3 protein-coding genes are annotated in these 1,765 nt (G+C 72.3%); all 3 read right to left on the reverse strand.

Annotated elements, in window-relative coordinates:
• Positions 1-94: 94 nt before the first annotated feature.
• Genes ALMP_RS18100 through ALMP_RS18110 form a run of 3 tightly spaced genes read right to left on the reverse strand, consistent with a single transcriptional unit; the run spans position 95 to position 1,661 of the window.
• Entirely contained in the window at positions 95-862 is a 768-nt protein-coding gene (locus tag ALMP_RS18100) for a hypothetical protein (protein WP_264929461.1), read from the reverse strand.
• Positions 859-1,242 (reverse strand): DUF6907 domain-containing protein, encoded by a 384-nt coding sequence (locus ALMP_RS18105; RefSeq protein ID WP_264929463.1) that lies wholly within the window; start codon positions 1,240-1,242, stop codon positions 859-861. The genes ALMP_RS18100 and ALMP_RS18105 overlap by 4 nt, the downstream gene beginning before the upstream one ends.
• A complete protein-coding gene (locus ALMP_RS18110) occupies positions 1,239-1,661 on the reverse strand; it encodes a hypothetical protein (protein WP_264929465.1) in 423 nt (140 codons plus the stop codon). The genes ALMP_RS18105 and ALMP_RS18110 overlap by 4 nt, the downstream gene beginning before the upstream one ends.
• Positions 1,662-1,765 lie beyond the last annotated feature (104 nt).

The following is a 1,765-nucleotide window of genomic DNA, read 5'->3' on the forward strand; positions in this document are numbered from 1 at the left end:
GCGACGGTCCCGGTGATGCGGGGGACGTCGTGGAGCGCGACGGCGCACAGCCCGAAGAGGGCGAGCAGGGCGGTTCCGGCGAAGTACGCGGCGGTCATGAGTCGTCTCGTGCTGCGCGCAGGACGCGCCGGCCGTAGCTGTCGGAGACGCCGAGCCTGGTTCCGATGTCGGTTCCGGTGAGGTCCGGTTCCGTGTGGAGCCAGGCGCGGACGGTGTCGACGCGCTTGGCGAAGGTGGTGTTCGCGGTGTCCTCGGTGACGAGGTCGGCGGCGCCGGTTCCGGCGGGCGGAACTGGTTCCGGTGTCGGTTCCGCCTCGGCTCCGGCAGGGGTACCCGTCAGCGTGTACCCCTCGGGTAGGCGCAGGTCGAGGACGGTTCCGGTGGTTCCGCCCGCGAGTTCCGCCACGGGCGTCCACGGGCCCAGCACGGGCCCGACCGGGGGCGCGTCGACTGGCTCAGGCGCGCGCTCGACCGTGATCGGTTCCGCGAGTTCCGGCGCCGGTTCCGCCGTGGCGGAACTCGGTTCCGGCTGCGGTTCCGGCTGGTGCTCGGAGAGCCGGTGGACGCGCCACAGGACGAGCGGGGCGACCGCGGAGACGGCGACGACGAGCGTCACGGAGACGGGCAGCAGGCCGACCTGCACCAGGTGCGAGGCGGCGTTCACGCCGATCAGGGTGAGGACGACCGCGAAGACGTCGCGGCGGGCCCGCAGGGCGGCGAGGGCGTACACGTCGAGGGCGGCCGGGACGCCGGCGGCGACGTACTGGCCGAAGCCGCACGCGACGGCCAGCTGGTACTCGGCGGACGCGAGGACGACGAGGACCGCGACGAGCGCCGCCCACAGCAGCGGGTCGCGCTTCACTCGCCACCTCCGCGGATGCGCTCCAGCTCGAGGCCGAGCTGTTCGAGGACGTCGAGGTGGGCGCGGACGAGGTTGGTGAAGGCGCGGACGTCGGCGGTGTCCTCGCAGTTGAGGATGTCGCCGCCGACCTCGATGGCGAGGACGGGCAGCGGCTCGGGGGCGAGGACGCTGTAGGGGCTGTGGGAGATCCACGCGGTGAGGAAGTCGGTGGTGCCGCGGCGGGTGTCGATGCGGGCGGAGATCTCGGGCCCGTTGTGGGTGATGTCGGCCTTGTACTGGGCGCGGTCGTTGTTGTGGCCGACGCACCAGGCGGGTTCGTCGATCTCCAGGGATTTGGTGAGGAAGACGTTGACGTGGACGGTGCGGGGCTCGGTGCTCACCGGCGCTCACCCCCGTACCGGGCGGGCTCACAGATCACGCAGACGTGTTCGGTTCCGCCGTCGTGGCAGTTGTTGATGCACGTGCGGCACCAGGGCGTGTCTCCGTGGCGGGCGCGGCCGTCGAAGCGGGTGTCGGTCGGGTCGAACGGGGTGCGGCAGCGGCGGCACCGGTTGTTGTCGCGGTCGGCCGCGTCCTGCTCTTCCAGGGTGAGCTTGCGCTTCAGGTAGCCGGTGTTCCAGGCGATGTCGTCGGGGGCCTCGGTGAGGGCTCCGTCGAGGACGGTGCGGGCGAGCGCGGCGCGGTCGAGGACACGTCGGTCGTAGTCGGGGGTGTCGTAGGGCAGGGTGAGCGCGCTGCGAACGGCTTCCAGTAGCGCGCGCATGTCCGCGGCCTGGGTGGCGGGGCTGGGCTTCGTCATCAGCCGTTCACCGCCTCGGCGCCGAGGGCGCGGAGGAGGAGGCGGAGGGCCTCGCGGAGGGAGAGGATCTGGTCGCTGTCGAGCAGCTGCTGGGCGACGCTGAT

This window comes from Streptomyces sp. A012304 (assembly GCF_026008495.1).
Classification (GTDB): Bacteria; Actinomycetota; Actinomycetes; order Streptomycetales; family Streptomycetaceae; genus Streptomyces.